This window comes from Halococcus sediminicola (assembly GCF_000755245.1).
GTDB lineage: Archaea > Halobacteriota > Halobacteria > Halobacteriales > Halococcaceae > Halococcus > Halococcus sediminicola.
The window spans coordinates 244,814-263,160 of sequence record NZ_BBMP01000026.1; the positions used below are offsets into that span (position 1 = coordinate 244,814).

General features: G+C 66.1%; 20 protein-coding genes. 10 read left to right on the forward strand and 10 right to left on the reverse strand.

Going from position 1 to position 18,347, the window contains the following annotated elements; translation table 11 throughout:
• Positions 1-38 precede the first annotated feature (38 nt).
• Complete coding sequence (locus tag ACP97_RS17690) at positions 39-680, reverse strand: metal-dependent hydrolase (RefSeq protein ID WP_237561231.1); 642 nt, start codon at positions 678-680, stop codon at positions 39-41.
• Entirely contained in the window at positions 637-1,749 is a 1,113-nt protein-coding gene (locus ACP97_RS17695; protein ID WP_049999158.1) for a DUF1616 domain-containing protein, read from the reverse strand. Before ACP97_RS17695 ends, ACP97_RS17690 begins: the two co-directional genes overlap by 44 nt.
• 179 nt (positions 1,750-1,928) lie before the next feature.
• On the opposite strand from ACP97_RS17695, the gene ACP97_RS17700 reads away from it, so the two are divergent.
• The 3 genes from ACP97_RS17700 (at position 1,929) to ACP97_RS17710 (ending at position 4,088) form a co-directional block, all read left to right on the forward strand.
• Positions 1,929-2,210 (forward strand): helix-turn-helix domain-containing protein, encoded by a 282-nt coding sequence (locus ACP97_RS17700; RefSeq protein ID WP_049999159.1) that lies wholly within the window; start codon positions 1,929-1,931, stop codon positions 2,208-2,210.
• 63 nt (positions 2,211-2,273) lie between these two features.
• Complete coding sequence (locus ACP97_RS17705) at positions 2,274-3,347, forward strand: hypothetical protein (RefSeq protein ID WP_049999160.1); 1,074 nt, start codon at positions 2,274-2,276, stop codon at positions 3,345-3,347.
• Between the two features lie 48 nt (positions 3,348-3,395).
• Positions 3,396-4,088: a dolichyl-phosphate hexose transferase gene (locus ACP97_RS17710; RefSeq protein ID WP_049999161.1), complete on the forward strand. Its 693-nt coding sequence runs from the start codon at positions 3,396-3,398 to the stop codon at positions 4,086-4,088.
• On the opposite strand, the gene ACP97_RS17715 is transcribed toward ACP97_RS17710, so the two are convergent.
• The 6 genes from ACP97_RS17715 to ACP97_RS17740 form a co-directional block, all read right to left on the reverse strand.
• Positions 4,089-6,119, reverse strand: a complete 2,031-nt coding sequence (locus tag ACP97_RS17715) for a DUF7846 domain-containing protein (protein ID WP_049999266.1) — start codon at positions 6,117-6,119, stop codon at positions 4,089-4,091.
• Entirely contained in the window at positions 6,119-7,288 is a 1,170-nt protein-coding gene (locus ACP97_RS17720) for an ABC transporter ATP-binding protein (RefSeq protein ID WP_154020065.1), read from the reverse strand. The genes ACP97_RS17715 and ACP97_RS17720 overlap by 1 nt, the downstream gene beginning before the upstream one ends.
• On the reverse strand, positions 7,278-8,879 hold the full coding sequence (locus tag ACP97_RS17725; protein WP_049999163.1) for an ABC transporter permease: 1,602 nt from the start codon (positions 8,877-8,879) through the stop codon (positions 7,278-7,280). The genes ACP97_RS17720 and ACP97_RS17725 overlap by 11 nt, the downstream gene beginning before the upstream one ends.
• Before the next feature lies 1 nt (position 8,880).
• Entirely contained in the window at positions 8,881-10,155 is a 1,275-nt protein-coding gene (locus tag ACP97_RS17730; RefSeq protein WP_049999164.1) for an extracellular solute-binding protein, read from the reverse strand.
• Positions 10,156-10,206: 51 nt separating this feature from the next.
• Positions 10,207-10,716, reverse strand: coding sequence for a cupredoxin domain-containing protein (locus tag ACP97_RS17735; protein WP_049999165.1), 510 nt, complete (start codon positions 10,714-10,716; stop codon positions 10,207-10,209).
• Between the two features lie 69 nt (positions 10,717-10,785).
• Positions 10,786-11,952, reverse strand: a complete 1,167-nt coding sequence (locus tag ACP97_RS17740) for an alpha-1 4-glucan-protein synthase (protein ID WP_049999166.1) — start codon at positions 11,950-11,952, stop codon at positions 10,786-10,788.
• A 168-nt stretch (positions 11,953-12,120) separates the two neighbouring features.
• Between ACP97_RS17740 and ACP97_RS17745 the strand changes: the two genes are divergently transcribed.
• From ACP97_RS17745 to ACP97_RS17765, 5 genes are read left to right on the forward strand one after another with little or no spacing between them, the layout of a single operon-like run.
• Positions 12,121-12,864 carry a beta-ketoacyl-ACP reductase gene (locus ACP97_RS17745; protein WP_049999167.1) on the forward strand — a complete coding sequence of 248 codons (744 nt, stop codon included), beginning with the start codon at positions 12,121-12,123 and terminating at the stop codon, positions 12,862-12,864.
• Position 12,865: 1 nt separating this feature from the next.
• Positions 12,866-14,452 (forward strand): acyl-CoA carboxylase subunit beta, encoded by a 1,587-nt coding sequence (locus ACP97_RS17750; RefSeq protein ID WP_049999168.1) that lies wholly within the window; start codon positions 12,866-12,868, stop codon positions 14,450-14,452.
• Positions 14,452-14,760: a hypothetical protein gene (locus tag ACP97_RS17755; protein ID WP_049999169.1), complete on the forward strand. Its 309-nt coding sequence runs from the start codon at positions 14,452-14,454 to the stop codon at positions 14,758-14,760. Before ACP97_RS17750 ends, ACP97_RS17755 begins: the two co-directional genes overlap by 1 nt.
• A 40-nt stretch (positions 14,761-14,800) precedes the next feature.
• Positions 14,801-15,958 carry a thiolase family protein gene (locus ACP97_RS17760; RefSeq protein WP_049999170.1) on the forward strand — a complete coding sequence of 386 codons (1,158 nt, stop codon included), beginning with the start codon at positions 14,801-14,803 and terminating at the stop codon, positions 15,956-15,958.
• Positions 15,955-16,347: a Zn-ribbon domain-containing OB-fold protein gene (locus ACP97_RS17765; protein ID WP_049999171.1), complete on the forward strand. Its 393-nt coding sequence runs from the start codon at positions 15,955-15,957 to the stop codon at positions 16,345-16,347. The genes ACP97_RS17760 and ACP97_RS17765 overlap by 4 nt, the downstream gene beginning before the upstream one ends.
• Here the strand turns inward: ACP97_RS17765 and ACP97_RS17770 are convergent.
• Both ACP97_RS17770 and ACP97_RS17775 read right to left on the reverse strand, forming a co-directional pair.
• Positions 16,344-16,847: an HTH domain-containing protein gene (locus ACP97_RS17770; RefSeq protein ID WP_049999172.1), complete on the reverse strand. Its 504-nt coding sequence runs from the start codon at positions 16,845-16,847 to the stop codon at positions 16,344-16,346. The two genes, ACP97_RS17765 and ACP97_RS17770, sit on opposite strands and share 4 nt — an antisense overlap.
• Before the next feature lie 55 nt (positions 16,848-16,902).
• Positions 16,903-17,508: a DUF7547 family protein gene (locus ACP97_RS17775; RefSeq protein ID WP_049999173.1), complete on the reverse strand. Its 606-nt coding sequence runs from the start codon at positions 17,506-17,508 to the stop codon at positions 16,903-16,905.
• A 151-nt stretch (positions 17,509-17,659) separates the two neighbouring features.
• Here ACP97_RS17775 and ACP97_RS20590 point away from each other — a divergent pair, with 151 nt between their 5' ends.
• Together ACP97_RS20590 and ACP97_RS17780 are read left to right on the forward strand one after the other, a co-directional pair.
• Positions 17,660-17,833 (forward strand): DUF7331 family protein, encoded by a 174-nt coding sequence (locus ACP97_RS20590; protein ID WP_202593659.1) that lies wholly within the window; start codon positions 17,660-17,662, stop codon positions 17,831-17,833.
• 37 nt (positions 17,834-17,870) lie between these two features.
• Positions 17,871-18,344: a YbaK/EbsC family protein gene (locus tag ACP97_RS17780; RefSeq protein WP_049999174.1), complete on the forward strand. Its 474-nt coding sequence runs from the start codon at positions 17,871-17,873 to the stop codon at positions 18,342-18,344.
• Positions 18,345-18,347: the final 3 nt, after the last annotated feature.

The window sequence follows — 18,347 nt, forward strand, 5'->3', positions numbered from 1 at the left end:
GTACGTTCCGTCCGTCGATTACGCCCCATCGCCGGCTCTCAGTGCGAACTCCGGCCGGTCACCCGGCCGAGGGCGCGCCCGACGATTCCGATGCCAGGACGCCCGTCGTGGAGCCAAAGTGTGACGACACCCACCATGAACAGTACGTACGCTACGCCGACGGGACTGAACAGCATCGGCAGGAAGTCGCTCATGTAGTAGGCGGCGTTCTCCAGCAGGCCCGCACCCGCACCGGGACCGACGATCGGGTCCGAGACGTCGACGCCCGGGCGGGCCATCGCGGGCCAGAACAGCGGCCAGTAGGAGGGGTCACCGGTCGCGAGCGAGGGCAGCACGTCGGCCGGGAGATGCGAGAAGTAGCCCACGACGAACGCGCCCGCGAGTTCGGTGTGCGAGAGGCGGCGGGCGACGACGAGCACGAGCACCGAGAACGGGATGGCGAAAAAGAGCGAGTGGGCCAGCACGCCCGCCGGCAGGAGGTCGAACGACCACGAGAGCGGCTTGTCGACGAGATCGGCGAACTGCGTGCCGACGACGAGCGCGATCGTCGCCGCGCCGGTCGGCGTGCGTCCGCGGAGATGGGTCAGGAGGGAATAACAGAGATAGCCGACCGCGACGTGGCCCCACGGGAACACCTCAGGCGCTCCCGTTGGGACCGCCGCCACCGGTTCCGTTGGCACCGCCCGCGCCGCCACTCGTGACGTTCACCGAGAGGTGGACCGACCGATAGGCGTTCTCCTCGGTGGGGTTCTGTGGCGGGTCACCCTGATAGAGGAGATATACCAATCGGAGGTCGTCTTCGGCGAGGGTCGGCGTGACGGTGTGTTGGCGCTGCCACGTCCGGTTTTCCGGGACGGTCGACGTCGAGAACTGCTTCAGCTCTTGGCGTGTGAGCACCTCCTCGCCGTCGTAGCGCTGGAGCTGGACGATCACCGAGTAGTTCGCCGGTTCACCCTCCTGATTTTGGACGCCGACGGTGAACTGTTGGGGCTGGTTCGCCGTCAGGTTGCGCGGGTAGTCGAGCGTGACGTCCCCGGAGCCGTTCTGCGTGCCGACGTAGAAATTCGTCGCCGACGAGCCGTCCTGTGGCACCGCGAGCGCGTAGGTCATGCTCGCCGCCCCGACGAGCACACTGAGGATCAACACGACGTTCAGCAGTGCATCGACCGGCGAGCCGGTGAGGCCGCCGACGAAATCACTGATCCAGTAGCCGACCGGGACGCCGAAGCGCTGTGCGCGCGGCAGTCTGAGGCGACGGACGAGACCGACGGCCGCACAGATGAGCGAGAAGCCGACGAGGATCGTGACGATGGGTGCCGTGTGATAGAGCGAGTCCGTCCCGAAGACGAGCGTGGCGAAGTCGAGCACGAGCGCGAGCAGCGGCACGACGAACAGGCTGAGACCAAAGGATAGCGCCACGCGCTCGCCCCAGCGGACGCCACGCTGTTGGATCGAGCGCAGGCTCGAAAACGACCGAGCCATCCCCGACAGCGAACTCACCTGTCCCGCGTTGCGCGAGGGGCGACCGGGAAAGAGCGCCGCCAGTACCGTGTAGCCCGGAACGAACAGCGCGAGCGGAATCCCGACGAGGAACTGGAGCGTCGAGGGCAGCCCGACGACGACGAGACCGCCGGCGACGAGCGCGTAGGCGACGACGACGAGGAGGTCGCCCGGCAGCCCGCCGAGGGCCGAGGCGCTCTCGGCGTAGCGGTCGGTCGTCGTGTTCTCCGAAAGCGAGTCACGGGACACTGTATGCACCTCCTCGGACGAGCGGGTTCTTGAGTGTGTTCGTTCGCCATCGGTCCCGAGCGCGCCGACGAAGACGAATCGATGCCACCCACTGACGTAAATCGCAAGTAAAACGACGTATCCGACACGGACTTGTTATGGTTCTCCGGCGTATATGTGCCGTGAACGGGGGAAGAGCCATGACAGAGGACTGGGATACGATCAGTTTCGTGATTCGCTCGCAGTACCGCGTGGACGTGCTCTCGCGGCTGGCCGAGGGACCGGCGACTCCCTCGCGCATCGCCACCGACGAGGACATCGCCATCGCGCACGTCTCGCGGGCGCTGTCAGGACTGCGCGAGGACGACCGAGGGATGGTCGAACTGCTCGTCTCCGAAGAGCAGAAGAAGGGGCGCGTCTACGGCATCACTGAGAAGGGCGAAGCCGTCTGGCAGCGCCTCGAAGCCGAGAACATGCTCTGAGGCCGTCGACCGAATCACACCGAAGCGGTATCTATATGTCGATGGGCGGAACATCCCGGTGCAATGAGCGACGAGACGGGAGGAGACACGAACGGGCACGGGCCGTCGCGCCTCGCCGGTATTGTGCTCGCAGTCGTCGTGGTGGCCGGAGCGCTCGCGGGCGGACCGGGAACGGTGGCAGCCCAAGAGAACGCGACGTTCATCGTCCAGCAGGGCGATACGTGCACGGAGGTCACGCCGCTCGGCGACGGGACCCAATCGGTCGAATCGTTCTACGGGTACGAGGTCCTGAACGACACGGCGAACTACAGTTCGCTCGGCACCACCGACATTCAAGAGAACCAGGTGAGTCAACTGTTCGTCTATCGCGGCAGCGACGGGCTGAGCCTCGTCTTCCTCCACGACAAGATCGACGACCCGGGCGGGTTCGTCGCCACGGCCGACATCTCGGGACTGCCGTCCGACGGCGAGTGGGCCGTCGAGGACGACAACTACACCGACCGCGACGACACCTTCGAATACACCGACACGGGCGCACACATCGAGTGGAACTCGAACGGCGAGCGCACCGACGGCGCAGCCTTCCGGGGGCTGGGGAGTGGGGACTACAGTACGGTCACCGTGGACATGAAGTTCAACGACGTGGTCGAACGCTACCCCTTCGACGAGTGGAGCGGGTCGCCGAGCGACAACGAAATCGAACGTTGGGTCGTCCGATCGGCCGGCGGCGAGACGACCGAACTCGACATGAGTAGCCCCGTGAAGATCAGTCCGGGCACCTGCAGCGGCGGCGTGAGCACGTTCACGGCGACCAACGGCACGAACACCAGCGCGACCGACACGTCCGCGACCGACGGCTCAACGACCGGGCAGTCGGCCACGGCCGACACGTCCGCGACCGACAGTCCGACGCCGACCGACACGCCGACGGCGACGCCCACCGAGGGCGAAAGCGGTGATACGGCCGCCGACGAGAGCGATGGTGAGGAAACCACGACCGATGGTGGAGGACTGGTCGGGACAGGCGAATCGACCGAAACCGACAGCAGCGGCGCGTTCGGTCCCGGATTCGGGACCGGAGCGGCGGTCGCGGCGGTCCTCGCGCTCGCGGCCATCGCGCTCGCGCGCCGCCGCTGATTTCGGCGAGCCTAAAAACTCAAGTGGGGGTGGGGCGAACCCGCGCCGATGAGTACATCCAAACCCTACGATTTCGAGGACGTGAGCGTCGTGATGGGCACCTACAACGAGGCGGCCGCCGTCGGGACCGTGCTCGACTCCATCGACGAAGCTACCGACGGCGCGGCCGAGATCGTCTGTGTCGACGGGTCGAGCGACTGCACACCGGAGATCGCCCGCGAGCACGGCGCGCACGTCATCGAACAAGAGCCACGGGGATACGGCGTCGCCGTCGCCCGCGCGCTCCGCGCGGCCAGCCGCCCAGTCATAGTCACGACCGACTGCGACGGGACCTATCCGATGGACGCGCTCCCCGAGTTTCTCGACGCCATCAATCGGGGCTACGACGTGGTGAGCGGCGACCGACTCTACCACGGGGCGGCGACGATGCCGGCGTTCAACCGCTTCGGCAACCACGCCTTCGCCGCGCTTGCGAGCGTCCTGTTGGGCGAGCGCGTCCACGATACCACGACCGGGATGCGCGCCTATCGGCGAGAAGTCATCGAGAACATCGACTGGACCGAGAACACAGGATTGTCGGCCGAACTGCTCGTCCGTCCGCTCGCGCGCGGCTACGCCGTCCGCGAGCATCCCATCGACTACGGCGAGCGCCTCGGCGAGACCACCCTTGACCCGCTCTCAGGTGGAGCGGCCATCGCGCGCTCGATACTCACGGTTTGTCTCGAAGAGCGCCGTCGGTAGTTATTGGACTGTGAGGTTCGTCGCGACGAACACGCCCTTCCGGGTCGTGGTCGTGCCGCGGCCGTCGCCGCAGCGATAGGCCGGACAGACCTCCGCCGTCGGCGGCAGCGCGCGGAGACCGCTTTTCCGTTCGTCGACAGGGAGGACGACACGATAGCCGAACCCGCCGGTCGGTCCCCGGTCGACGAACACCGAGAGCGTGAGCGAGTTCGATAGGGGTATCGAACTTCCATTTACGGGCGTGACCGCTCCCTTCAGTCGGGCGCGCTCGTCGGCGACGAGCCGGAGATCCAAACGCCCGTTTTCGGGCACGGCGGTGTAGTAGGTCTGATTGTTTCCGCTGGCGAGTCTGACCGTGACGCTCTCGGGCGAGTTCGGGATTCCGAACCGGCTATCGAGCGCGAGTCGTTCGCCGGCACGAACCTCGATCCGGCGAAGGCGGCCCTCGGAAGCGTCGCCGTCCGTCGGGTTCCACGTTCCGCCGTACGTGTAGCGGTAGTACGCCCTGTTGGGGTAGGCGTCGACGACCGCGAACTGGTGCTCGGCGAGCGCGTAGACGGTATCGCCGGCGAAATCGGGGTCGTTGCGCAGCGCCTGAAACGGGTGGTTGAGCCAGTCGCCGAACGGGGTCGGGAGGAAGACGAGCGCGTTCTCCAGAGACCGATTCTCGAAGGGCTGGTAGGCTGCCTCGTACTCGGCGGTGACGTTGCGATTCCGTTCGAGCGGGTCGTCCATCGCGGTCGCCGTCACGCCCGCGAGCGCTGCCCCCGCGACGAGGAGACAGATCACGAGCGCGACGCGCGCGTGTCGCGGAGTGAACCGCTGCCGTGCCAGCCGTCGGAACCGAAGCGCGCCCCGGAGACCGGCGTACGCCGCGAACCCGGACACGGGAACGAGCAGGTCGAAGTGGTAGTACGGACCCAGAAACGCGACGAGACCCGTTCCCGAACTCTCGAGGTCGCCGAGGATATTGAGATTGCCCCAGAAGAGGACGTTACCGACGGGAATCGTCACGAACAGGCCGGCGAGCGCCGCGGTTCGGGCGTTTCGCCGCTTTCGAGGAACGAGCGCCAGCACGGTCCCGCAGGCCGCGAGCAGCGTTCCGAGCGCACCGGCGACGCCCCAGCGGCCGAAAAACGTCGCGAGGACGCGGGCGTTCGCCCGCAGCGCGAGGTCCGGTGTGTACTCGACGCCGTGCCCGAAGATCTTCCGATGACCGAAGCCGATGCCGTCGAGCGGTGCGAACGCGGCGTACGGGAACGTGAGCGGGTCGCCGGTGACGACGGCGTTGTACCCGAGCGCGACGAGCACGCCGACGAGACCACCGGCGGCGGTCAGGCCGTTTCGGAAAACCGTGGGCCGTCCCTCCCGGAGCGTCCAGAGCGCGTGGACGATGAACGGTGTGGCGAACAGCACGGCCGTGTAGGGCCGGGAAAAGAAGGCGACGCCAATGGAAAGCCCGGCGAACGCCGCCAGTGACCGGCTTCCAGTGCGGTCGGCGCGGAGATACGCCGCTGCGAACAGCAGGTTCCACAGCGTCGTCGGCGCGTACGAGAGAAACGTCGAGGAGTTGATGACGAACAGCGGCGAGAGAAAGAGCAACGCGCCCGCGAGGAGACCCGTGGCGCGCGCGAACCGCCGACCCTCGTGGCGGAACGTTTCGGCGACGACGAGGGAGAGGAGGGAGACGTTTGCCGCCGCGATGGTGACGAGCGCGAGGCGATACTCGCCCAAAAAGCGGCCGACGGCGAACATCGCCGCCGACACGGGGGCGTATTTGGGATAGAGGCCCCGCTCGCTCTCGACGAAAAACCACGGCCGGAACGCTTCGGGGGCCGGTGGTTCGAGGAAGAGTTGCCCGTCGAGCAGCATGCCGGCTTGCTGGAGATAGACGCCTTCGTCGTGGTTCAGCGAGAGATACGGAAAGACGGTCGTCGAGAGGGTCCAGACCACGAGCGCGCCGGCCAGCGCGAGGGCGAGCGCCGCGAGACCGAATCGGTGCCTGTGGAGTCGCTGGCCGAGCCGTCCCATCACTCGGCGGGATACCACGCGAGCGTGTGGTCGGCGACGAACGCGACGGTCACGCGCTGGTCGAGATGGATGTCGGTCGTGTGGTTGTGTTCACAGTGAACGACGTCACCGGTGTCGAGTTCGACGCGATAGACGAACGACGAGCCGGTGTACTGACGGTGGACGACGCGACCGTTGCCGCCCTCACCCTCGACCGGGTTCGCCCGGAGGTCGTCCGGTCGCACGAGTACGTCGATGTCCGTCCCCGCATAATCGTCGGTGAGTCCCTGCATGCGCGCGGTCTCGAAGGTGTCGATGGCCGTCTCGACGCCCGTCGTCTCGACGTGGCCCGAGAGGAAGCCCGCCCGTCCGAGGAACTCGGCGACGAACCGGGACTCTGGCTGTTCGAAGACGACCTCGGGCCGGCCGACCTGTTCGAGGCGGCCGTCGTTCAGGACGGCGACCCGATCTGAGATCGACAACGCCTCCTCCTGGTCGTGAGTTACCGACACCGCCGTGACGCCCGCCGCGTCCAGGATTCGGCGGACCTCCTCACGCATCCGCACGCGCAGGCGCACGTCCAGATTCGAGAAGGGTTCGTCGAGCAGCAGGATATCCGGTTCGGGCGCGAGCGCGCGGGCGAGCGCGACGCGCTGTTGTTGCCCGCCCGAAAGCTGGTCGGGCGTTCGGTCGCCGAACGATTCGAGACCCACGAGGTCGAGCAGTTCGGCCACACGGTCGTCTTTCTCCCCGGCGTCGGCGTCGGTGAGACCGAACGCGACGTTCTCCGTGACGGTCATGTGCGGAAAGAGCGCGAAGTCCTGGAAGACGATGCCGACGTCACGGTCTTCGGGGTCAACTGAACGACGCTCGTCGGCGACGCGCTCGCCATCGAGGGTGATCGTTCCCGCACTGGGTGTTTCGAGACCGGCGATCATCCGCAGGGTCGTCGTCTTCCCGCAACCGGAGGGACCGAGCAGCGTCAGCAGTTCGCCCTCGCGGACCGACAGCGAGAGGTCTCTCACGGCGGTCTCGGCCCCGTACTCCTTGCACGCGCCAGTGAGTTCGAGGACCGCATCGCCGGTTTCGCCGGTCGCTGCCGCCGTATCGCCCGTGTCGGTCGCGGCGGACCCGCGCGAGCGGTCGGTCGCGGCCTCGGGATACGGTTCGTGTGTGGTTTTACCGGACATCATCGCCCTCCTGCGTGAGGATGACGAGCATCGAGAGTCCGGAGACGGCGACGAGCACGAGCGCCGGTACGGCCGCCGCCCCGTAATACCCTGCGCCTTGGACCTGCCAGATGTACGTCACGAGCGTCTTGAACTCCGTGGGGTGCAAGAGGAGCGTCGCGGGTAACTCCTTCATCGTGGTGAGAAAGACCAGCGCCGCGCCCGCGACGACGCCCGGCGCGATCAGCGGGAGCGTCACGCGCCGAAAGGTCGAAAGCGGCGAGTGGCCGAGCGTGCGCGCGGCTTCGAGCAGCGAGCCATCGACGTGCAGTACCGACGACTGTGTGGTGCCGACCGCCTGCGGGAGGAATCGCACGACGTAGGCGAAGACCAGCAGGGGAAGGGTCTGGTAGAGTCCGGGCAGGTAACGCACGCCGAAGTAGACGAGCGCGAAGCCGATGACGATACCAGGTGCGGCGTAGCCGAGATAGGTCATCCGGTCGAACAGGTCGGTGAGGGGGCCGTCGGTCCGCGCCGAGAGGTAGCCGACCGGCAGCGCCGCAAGCGTCGCCACGAGCGCCGCGAGCGCCGCGACGGCCACGGAATTGAGCCCATAGGACCACTGGAAGGTGAAGCCACCGGCCGAATAGCCCGGTCCGCCGCGGAACAGCCACATCGCCAGCACGCCGAGCGGGACGAGCAGACACAGCGCGACGACCAGCGCACAGAACGCGAGCGCCGGCCACTTCCAGCCGCCCAGCGAGATGGTGGTGCCGCGCCGCCCGCCCGCGTAGGCGTTCCCGTCGTCGGTCGAGAGGTGCGACTCGACAGCGAGGATGGCGACGGTGAGACCCAGTAAAAGCACCGACAGGAGCGCCGCCCGGTCCTGGCCGAAGGCGTTGTACTCGACGAATATCATGCGCGTGAAGACATCATAATGCATGATAGAAGGAGTGCCGAAATCCGAGAGGGTATAGAGACCCACGAGGAGCGCGCCGGCGGCGATGCCCGGCGCGATCTGGGGCAGGACGATACGGCGAAACGCGCCGAGATAGGAGTGGTTCAGGGTTCGGGCAGCCTCGACTTGCGAGGCGTCGAACGAGAGCAGCGCCGCGCGCGTGGTGAGGAAGACGTAGGGATAGACGAACAACGTGAGGACCAACACCGTTCCCTGCAGTCCGTAGATGGTCGGAATCGACTCGATTCCGAGCGGCGCGAGCAGGTCGGCGAGGGTGCCCCGCGGACCGAACGCCGAGACGAACGCGAACGCACCGATGTAGCTCGGTACCACGAGAGGAAGTGCCAGCACGACGGTCCAGAAGCGCCGAAACGGAAGATCGGTGCGCGCGGTCAGCACCGCGAGCGGCACGCCGAGCAGTACCGAGCCGGCGGTGACCGCCGCCACCAGCAGCGCGCTGTTGACCGTGATCTGCACCGTGGATGGCGATGAAAGGAGTGAGAGCGCGCTCCCGATGCCCATGTCGAACGCGCGGACGACGAGCCACGCGATCGGTGCGACGACCGCGAGTGCGATCACCCCGGCGAGCGCCAGCAGTCCCCCTCTGAGGACGGTTGCACGGTCGATATCGATACGACTCTGGAGAGTGCTCATCTCAGAGCACTCCGGTCTCGCGCATGAGTTTCAGGGTAGGTTCGAGGTTCGAGAGCTTGGCGAGCTTTATCTGAGGGGGATTGAGTTCGTCGATGGTCGGCAACCCACCCACCGGCGGCACGCCCGGGATCATCGGGTAGGCGAACGTCCGGGTGGCGAAGAACTCCTGGGCCTCGGCGGTCAGGAGGTGTTGGACGAAGTTCGTGGCGAGCTGGCGGTTGTCCGTTCCCTTGATAACCTCGACGCCAGCGGCGTTGATGAGCGCGCCCGCGTCGCCCTTCGTGAAGGCGAGTTCGATGGGGGCCTTCGGGCGGGCGGCCTTGACGCGCAGCGCGTAGTAGTGGTTGGCGAAGCCCGCGGCGAGTTCGCCGTCGGCGACGGCGTTCGAGACGAGGAATTCGTCGGGATACTCGGAGATTCCCTGCTCCTGCATCCCCGTGAGCCAGTTCTTCGTCTGCTTCTTTCCACGGAGCAGCCGCATCGCCGTGACGAACGACTGGAAGGCTCCATAAGTGGGTGCCCAGCCCATCGATCCCTGCAACTGCTTGGAATCGGTGAACTTCTGTACCTTCTGCGGTACTTGCTTCGCCGAGAGCTTGTTCGTGTTGTAGGGCACGCTGCGCGCGCGCCCGGCGACACCAACCCACTGGTCGTTCGGATGGAATTCCTTGGGGACCGGCTTGACGACCTTCTTCGGGAGCTTCACGGTCGCATCATTGTCGGCGACGACGCCGAGCGCGCCGAGGTCCACCGCCCAGAAGACATCGGCCTTCGACGAGCCACTCTGGACCTCGGTGATGAGGGTGTTCGCGAGCTGTGAGGAGGAGGCCGTCCGGAGTTTCACGTCGAAGTTCGGGTACATCCGCTGGAGCAGATCCAGAAACTGGGTGTAGAGGCCGCCCTCGCCGCCGCCGAGGTAGATGCTGAGTTGGCCCGAGAGGTCGGGCAGGTCGTCGATGCGTGGTCCCTTGAGGGGTGGGCGGCTCTCGACGAGCGGCCCCGATCCCCTGAACGAGTTGATGCCGACCGATTCGTTCGCGCTTACGTTGCCGGTACCGGCCGAGCCGTTCGTCCTCCCAGAGGCGTTGCCGGTTGCGTTTCCGGTGCCGTTCGCCCCGCTCGCGTTGGAGCCGCCACCGCCGGACGAACAGCCGGCGACCAGCGCGCCCCCGGCCACGGCGGCCGACGAGCGGAGAAATCGTCTGCGTCCCAGCGGGGAGCCGTTCGCACTCTCGCGCCCATCCACCGTGGCGTCGTCGCCAGCGCGTCGCGTCATTGGATACTATGATTTAGGACAGCCTAAAAACTCTGTCGCTCCGAAGCCGGCCTACCCCTGTTTCGTCGCTTCGATGGTCTCGTGCATGCCCAGTTTGTAGTGGTCTTCGGTCTCACCCTCCTCCTCTTCGACGATGAGACAGGCGAGTTCGTACGTGCCGGGATCGAGTTTCGTCCGCAGTTTCTTGCTCGTTCCCTTGGCGATGTCGTCCACCTCGTCGAGTTTCTCGTAGGCACCGTCGTCGTTGCGCTGCCTGACGACCAGTTCGTGGACCTCGTGGCCCTCGTTGACGGCGTCGAACGTCACGTTCCCTGCCGGCACCGACTTCGCGTCGGGCTTGACCCGCCACTCCTTCAGAACGACGCGCACCTTCCGGTCGCCGGAACCACTCCCATTGGCACTTCCGTTGCTCCCACTCCCGTCGGTGCTGCTTCCGTTCGCACCGCTGTCGTTTCCACCGGTCTGTGCGCCGCCGGTACAGCCGGCGAGTCCGGCCGCCGCGACGAGGCTTGCTACACCACCCTTCAGCACCGTCCGTCGGTCGAAATCGTGTCCTTTCATTGTCGGTCGCCGGCCTTTTTAGGCTGGCCTAAAACGAGGTGATGGAGCGCGAGTGTTATACCTGCCGATTCAGTCGTCGGCGCTGGCGGCGGTCGGCACGGCGACCGAACCGGGTTCGAGGGCGTCGAGACAGGACAGCCAGTCGTGCATGTACTTGCCGACGTACGGGAGGAACTCGCCGTTCTCGCAGTCGCTCCAGTCGTGGGCGACGAGCGCGTCGGCCATCGCGGCGTACGCCTCGGCATAGGAATCCGCATCCGCCGCTGCATCGTCGACGACACGCCAGAGGTCCTCGTTGATTTCGAGCGCGGGGAGTTCCGAACGGAGGTCGTCGAACGTCGAGCGCTTGGCCTTGTTGTGTTGGCAGAGCGGCCCGCCAGTGACGATTTCCGTACCCACGACGTCACAGGCGCGCTTGAGGAAGACGCCGCTCCAGATGTCGTCGAACCGGCCCACGTCCCAGGGGTTGTCGTCCATCGGAAGCTGATAGAACGCGGGGATCACCTCGCGCCGGAAGGCGAGGTTCATCGAGCAGAGCGTGAGATACTGACCCTCTGCGGCGACGAATTTCCCCCCGAAATCCGCCTTCGAGAGGCGGGTCTCGGCCTGTCCCCGGAGATCACCGTCGGCGAGAATCCGGGCGGCATCGAGATCGGGGACGTTGGTCCACAAACCTTGGGAGGCGACGACGTTCGTGGCGCGCGTGCGGTCGGTCTCGACTTGCTCGTCCATCGCCGAATAGGGGTAGCCACGCGGATAGAGACCGTGTTCGTCGGCGTTCTCGTGGAGAACGTTCACCCACTGCTCGTCCGAGCGGACGCGCTCGACGTCGCCTTCGTACTCCAGATTCGAGAGATGCGTGCCGAAGAAGTCCTCGTCGGTGTGTGGGCGGGTGTCGTCGTCGATGAAAATCCCATACTGAAACTCGTTCGCCCAGCAGTAGAGCAGCCCGAAACTCGTCTGGGCGTGGCTCGCGGCGGGCACGAGGTGGGAGAACTCCGCGATGCCTTGCGTGCGATACCACTCCTCGCGGGCGGCACCATCGAAGACCGTCCCCGAGAGAGCGAGATCGTCGAGCATCGTTTCCATCGCGTCGGTATCACAGAAGTCCTCGGTCACGAGCACGGCGTGGAGACGGTCGGTATCGAAGTCGTGTTTGCGGGCGTTTGCGGCGTAGGCGCGGACGCACTCGAACTCGCGTATCGTGGGGACGACGACACAGATGTCGGCGGTCATTGTGATGTCGCGTGTTTTTAGGGCGGCCTAAAGAATCTGTCGCTGTCGGGCGCGGACGCCAGTACCGTTCGATGGTATCTGATGGGGTCGATGTACTCGATACCGACGGCGGGCGGCCGGGCGTGGCACAGATTTACGTAGCTACACGTAGAGGTTCGCAGTGGATACATGACGCTCGACACACAGACCTGCGTGGTCACCGGCGCGTCGCGGGGCATCGGGCGCGGCATCGCCGAGGAGTTCGGCGAGTGCGGCGCGGACGTCGTGGTGAACTACCGCTCCTCGGAAGCGGCCGCCCACGATGTCGTCGATGCGATCGAGGACGCCGGCGGGCGAGCGATTCCCGTACAGGCCGACGTCGCCGACTACGACGCGGTCCAGGCGATGGCCGAGGAGGTCAGAGACGTGTTCGGTCCCATCGACGTGCTCGTGAACAACGCCGGTCTCACCATCGACCGCACGTTCAAGAACATGAGCCACGAGGACTGGCAGCGCGTCATGGACGTGAATCTGGGCGGGGTCTACAACTGTACGCACTCGTTTTTCGACGACATCGTCGAGGCCGAGTGTGGCCGTCTCATCAACATTTCGAGCGTCGTCGGCCAGCAGGGCAACTACGGACAGTCGAACTACGCCACCACGAAAAGCGGTCTCTTCGGATTCACCCGCACCATCGCGCTCGAACTCGCCAGAACCGGCTCGACCGCCAACTGCGTCGCACCGGGATTCGTTCAGACGGATATGCTCGACGACGTCTCCGACCACGTTCAAGAGCAGATCCTGGAACGCATCCCCCTCGAACGGTTCGCCGAGGTCGACGACATCACCGGCATCGTCCGTTTCGTCGCGGGTCCCGAATCGAGCTACATGACCGGCCAGATACTCGCGGTCAACGGCGGCATGGAGTGGTAGCGTGGCCGCCGAGGACGACGCCGACGCCGGCGAGAGTCCCACAGGGGAGGAGTCGCCCGTCGAGGAACTTCGGCGGCGGCGCGCCGAGGTCGAACTTGGTGGCGGCGAAGACCGCATCGCGGCCCAGCACGACCGCGGGAAACTGACCGCCCGCGAGCGCATCGACTACCTGCTCGACGAGGGAAGTTTCGAGGAGTTCGACCGGTTCGTCGAACACCAGTCGACGAACTTCGACATGGACGAAAAGAAATACGCCGGCGACGGCGTGGTCACGGGCTACGGCGACGTCGATGGCCGCACGGTGTTCGTCTTCGCCCACGATTTCACAGTATTAGGCGGGTCGGTCGGCGAGGCGGTCGCCGACAAGATCTGCAAAGTGATGGACAAGGCCATCGAAAACGGCGTGCCCATCGTCGGACTCAACGATTCTGCCGGCGCACGCATCCAGGAGGGCATCGCCTCGCTCGCGGGCTTTGCCAAGATATTCCGACGGAACACGAAGGCGAGCGGTCTCGTGCCCCAGATCTCGGCGGTCATGGGTCCTTGCGCGGGCGGGGCGACCTACTCGCCGGCGCTGACCGACTTCACGCTCATGGTCGAGGACACTTCCCACATGATGATCACCGGCCCGAACGTCATCGAGACGGTCACCGGCGAACGGATCACGATGGAGGAACTCGGCGGGGCGACCACGCACGCGAGCGAGAGCGGCGTCGCGCACATGACCGCCGAGTCCGAAGCGGACGTTCTCGACGACATCAAACGGTTGCTATCCTATCTCCCGCAGAACAACGTCGAGGACCCGCCGCGCGTCGACTCGTGGGACGACCCCGACCGGCGCTGTGAGGTGGGGTCGATGGTTCCCGACGCGCCGCGCAAACCCTACGACGTGACGAGCGTAATCGGGGGTATCGTCGACGAGGACTCCTTCTTCGAGACCCACGGTGGGTTCGCGCGCACGCTCGTGACCGGTCTCGCGCGCATGGACGGCCGGCCCGTCGGTGTGGTCGCCAACCAGCCCTCGGCCAACGCCGGCACGTTGGACATCGAGGCGAGCCAGAAGGGCGCGCGGTTCGTCCGCTTCTGTGATTCGTTCAACCTTCCAGTATTGACGTTCGTCGACGTGCCGGGATTCATGCCCGGCACCGACCAAGAGCACAACGGCATCATCCGCCACGGCGCGAAACTCATCTACGCCTACGCCGAGGCCACGGTTCCCCTTCTCACCGTAATTCTCCGGAAGGCCTACGGGGGAGCCTACATCGTGATGGGGTCGAAACTGCTCGGGGCGGACACGAACTACGCGTGGCCCGGCGCGGAGACCGCGGTGCTGGGTCCGCGCGGTGCGGTGAACGTTCTGTATAGCGACGAGATCGAGAACGCCGACGACCCCGAGGCGACGCGACAGGCGCTGATGGAGGAGTACCGCGAGGAGTTCGCAAACCCCTACTCGGCGGCCGAGCGCGGCTACGTCGATGACGTCATCGAACCGACTGAGACCCGCCGGCGGCTCGTCCGCGACCTCGCCGTCCTCGACCGCAAGCGAACGGAGAGTCCGCCGAAAGACCACGGTAACATCCAACTCTGATGGCCTCATCCACATCCTCGACGGCCGAGACGGGTGAATCGAACACGACCAGCGACCAATCGAACGCGAACGACGTGTTTCCGGAGAACCTCCGTTTGTCGCTACCGGCGAGCGCCGATCGGGACGAGGCCGCGGCCATCGCCGCCGCCGTCGGGGCCTACCTCCGGGACCGCACGGCCGCCGCGGCGGCGGACGGTCCCGAACACTGCGACCGCTGGACGCTCTGTGGCCGGTTCGGTGGACGAACGCCGCCCCGCGAAGTTCGCCGTGGCGAGGAGTGGAAGGCGGCGGGACGGGCGCGTCGGTGACGCCGAAACAGCCATAACCGCGGCGGGAGAGGCGGGCGATATGAGCGAGAACGTGGCGGTCGTCGGCGCGTCGATGACGCAGTTCGGCAAGCGCGAGGCGTGGATCCGGGAGTTGCTCGCCGAAGCCGGCAAGGCGTGTCTCGACGACACGGGCGTCGAACCTCACGATGTCGAGCATCTCTATGTCTCGAACATGGCATCCGGCGAGTTCGAGGGGATGACTGGCGTGCCGAACGCGCTCGCCCACGACCTCGACTGTCTGCCGGCCTACACTCAGCGTGTGGACCAGACTTCTTCGAGTGGAGGCGCGGGAATGTACGCGGCATGGCAGTCGGTCGCCTCTGGCGCGAGCGAGATGACCCTCTTGGTCGGTGGCGAGAAGATGACCCATCGCTCGACGGGTGAAGCCACCGACGTCATTGCTTCGTTGACTCATCCCGTCGAGTACAAACACGGCGTGACGCTGCCGAGTTTCGCGGGACTGACCGCACGGCGTTATCTCGATCGCTACGATGCACCCCGGGAGAGTTTGGGCAAAGTCGCCGTGAAAAACCACAAAAACGGCGTCGACAACCCGCACGCCCAGTTTCGAAAGGAGGTCGGCCTCGACACGGTGCTGGAGAGCCCGATCGTCGCTGACCCACTCAGATTGTACGACTTCTGTCCGATCACCGACGGGAGCGCCGCGCTCATGTTCTGTCCGGAATCGGTCGCACGGGAGTACACCGACGAGTACGCCCTCATGTCGGGTGTGGGCGGCGCGACCGACACCCACGTGGTCCACGAGCGCGCGGAACCGACGGTGATGGGCGGCGTAGTCGAATCTGGAACGGAAGCCTACGCCATGAGTGGCTACGGTCCCGAGGACGTCGACGTGGCCGAACTCCACGACATGTTCACGATTCTCGAATTCCTCCAGATGGAGGGGCTGGAATTCGCCGAGCAGGGCGAAGCCTGGAAAGCGATCGAAGAGGGGACAACCGAACGCGACGGCGAACTGCCGATCAACACGTCCGGAGGACTGAAATCGAAGGGGCATCCCCTCGGGGCGAGCGGCGTTGCACAGGGCTACGAGATCTACAAACAACTACTGGGTGAGGCCGGTCCGCGACAGGTCGACGCCGACGTGGGACTCGCGTGCAACGTGGGTGGCTTTGGTAATTGTGTCATCACCACTATCATGGAGGCGGGCGCATGAGTCACGAGAACGTTGCTGACGCGGAGCCACGGATGGAAGCGGCCCGCTACGCCGACGGCTCGATCACCTACCCTCCCCATCCGCTCGGTTCCGACGGGAGCGAACCTGTCGATGTCGTGGACCTGAGTGAACACACGGCGACGGTCGTGACGTGGACGACGAGCACCGCACCGCCGCCCGGCGTCCGCGAGCCGAACCACCTCGCCATCGTCGAGTTCGACGTCGATGGCCAACCGGTGCGCGCGCTCGGCCAACTCACGACGAACGAGGTCGAAATCGGCGACGACGTAGCTCCCGTGTATACCGAAGAACTTCGGGACCCCGACGCCGGCATCAGAGAACCCGCGAGTCAGGATTGGGACGGCTACCGCTTCGAACCGACCGATTAGTGTGCGCCCGCCAGAACCCGTCGGCGCGTGTCGTCTTCTTCGTCTTGCTCTTCGTCGTCCTCCTCCAGTGCGTCGAGCGCCTCGCCGACGGTGTACGAGCGGTCCTCGTCGGCGTGCGGAAAGACGGCGCTGAGTCGGTCACCGTCGTAGACCGCGAGACTCATCATCGGCAGCACGAGCGCGGTGTGTGACTCGCCCGTTATCGACGAGTGGCACTCGCGCGTGCCGAAAAACGGGGCGAGGCTGACGCCACGCCTGCGTGCCCACTGATCGAACGCCGCGTAGGTGCGGTGAGTGTCGCGTTCGGCGGCTCCCGCGTCGACCGGAATCCGTTTCTCCCACGTTCGTACCGTCGTCCCGTCGATTCCCTCGGTTGCTTCGAGCGCGCGCAGTCGCTCCCGGACCGTCGACTGCGAATCGCGTGCGGCCGCCGGAACCGACGAGCGCACGAACAGTTCGAGTTGCGCGTTCCTCTCCGGCAGCGAGTTGACCCCCTCCATCACACACGAAGAGATGTAACCGAGGCTATAAACTCTTGTGGCCAGCGTCGAACGTTTACTCCGCGTCGCCGTCGTCGTTCTCGACCGAATCGCGGATGGAATCGAGTTCGGCGTCGACGTCGATGGCGACGTCCTCCGGCGATTCCGTCGTCTCGACGCGCTCGATGTCGTTCGAGGAGTCACGGACGGCCGAACCGTCTTCGTGGTGGCTCTCGGCGAGGCGGTCGTCGATCTCGTCCCGCAGCGCACGGGCCTCGTCGGCGAGCGTGCGCGCCGCCGGGTCCTGCGGTCGCCCGTCGAGCGCGTCCTGCAGATCGACGAGGACGTCGTCGAGGCGGTCGAGCGCGTCGCGACCGAGGCGCTCGCCGCGCCGCCGTGTCTCGCGCCCGCGTGCGCCGACCTCCTCGCCGGTGCGTGCCAGCCGGAGGGCCGCCCGGAACGCTTCGAGCGCGCGGATGGTGGCTTCGAGAACCGCGATCACGGCCGGAATCGTGAACTCGTCGGTGAACGTGAGCAGTTCGCGCGGCGTCGGCGGGCGCGGCAGCCCCAGCGGTCCGCGCGGCGGCTCGCGCGCGTCGAGTTCGTCGCGCAGCTCCGCCAGCGTCGTCGAGAGATCCTCGGCGAGACGTTCGAGTTCCGGGTCGCGCGGCGTGTCGCTCATAACGACCTCTCGGGCCGTAGCGTGAAAAGGTCGGTCCGTGGTCGACGCCATTTCAGATGATCGACGCTTAGGGTGTAGTGATAACGCTTATCACAGAGTGGCACCTCGATGCAACTAGCGGTAGACCAAAACGGCCGACCAACCCAAACCAATGAGCACGTCCCCACAGGAGTCGCCCTCCGACACCTCCGCGAGCGTACCGGCACGCGAAGAACGCCTCGTCGCCTTCGAGCGCGAGGACGGCGCGGTCGTTATCTACGACGAGCGCCAGCACACGGCGTGGCTGCAATCGAGCGGCGCGACGTCGCTCGCCGACGCCCGATAGCCACCACAGTTTTGTTCGACTCGTCCCCACGGGCGGCATGCACCGACGGGCAGCAGCCTTCGCCGAGCGTGCCGACGAAGAACACGACTTCGCCGTCGACGTCCACGAGTTTCCCGCGGGAACCAAGACGGCGAGCGACGCGGCCGCGGCCATCGGCTGTGACGTCGCCCAGATAGCGAGTTCGCTCGTGTTCGTGGTCCCCGACCCGGTCGTGGTGGTCACGAGCGGGGCCAACCGCGTCAGCGAGGCGAAACTCGCTGAGGTATGTGCGGTCGACGAGAGCGCGGTCGGGATGGCCGACGCCGACGTGGTACGTGAGACCGTCGGCTGGTCGATCGGCGGCGTTCCGCCCTTTTGTCACGATTCATCCCTCCCGGTCTACATGGACGACACTCTCCGGGAGTTCGCGACCGTCTGGGCCGCCGCGGGCACGCCGGAGGCGGTGTTTCCGATTGCGCCCGAACGCCTCCGGACACTCGCCGACGCACAGCCCGTCGACGTAGCGGAGTAGAGG